This is a genomic window from Alteromonas sp. ABE4_545 (genome assembly GCF_056161325.1).
This window is the reverse complement of the sequence record NZ_JBSWYY010000074.1, coordinates 1-598: the sequence shown is the minus strand read 5'-3', so window position 1 is coordinate 598 and position 598 is coordinate 1. Positions and strand designations below refer to the sequence as shown.

The 598-nt window shown below is 53.7% G+C and carries 1 protein-coding gene; it reads left to right on the top strand.

Translation table 11 applies throughout. From position 1 onward, the window contains the following. A partial coding sequence (locus ACXAH6_RS20370) for an Ig-like domain-containing protein (protein WP_474879825.1) occupies window positions 1-598 on the top strand: 598 nt, incomplete at both ends.

The following is a 598-nucleotide window of genomic DNA, read 5'->3' as shown; positions in this document are numbered from 1 at the left end:
GGATGTACCTTCGGCCGTTTCCGAAGGCTTGCTCAATGTGGAAGTGGAAGTCCTCGACGATGCAGGTAATTTAGCCACCGTCACCACGTCTGGTTTGATTGACCTCACGCTGCCGATTTTAGGCGTGAATGCACTCGGAACGCTCAACGATGCCACGCCCACCATCTCAGGTACATGTGATGAAATTGGTGCAACGGTCTCAATTACCGTGACCGATAGCGATAGCAACGAACAAACCTTCACGGCCACCGTCCAATCCGACGGCACCTACAGTGTGGATGTACCTTCGGCAGTCTCCGAAGGCCTGCTTAATGTGGAAGTCGAAGTACTGGACGATGCGGGTAACCTCGCCACGGTAACCACGTCTGGTTTGATTGACTTAACGCTGCCGATTTTAGGCGTGAATGCACTCGGAACGCTCAACGATGCCACGCCCACCATCTCAGGTACCTGTGATGAAATTGGCGCGACGGTGTCGATTACCGTTACGGATAGTGACAGCAACGAACAAACCTTCACGGCCACCGTCCAATCTGACGGTACCTACAGCGTGGATGTACCTTCGGCCGTTTCCGAAGGCTTGCTCAATGTGGAAGTG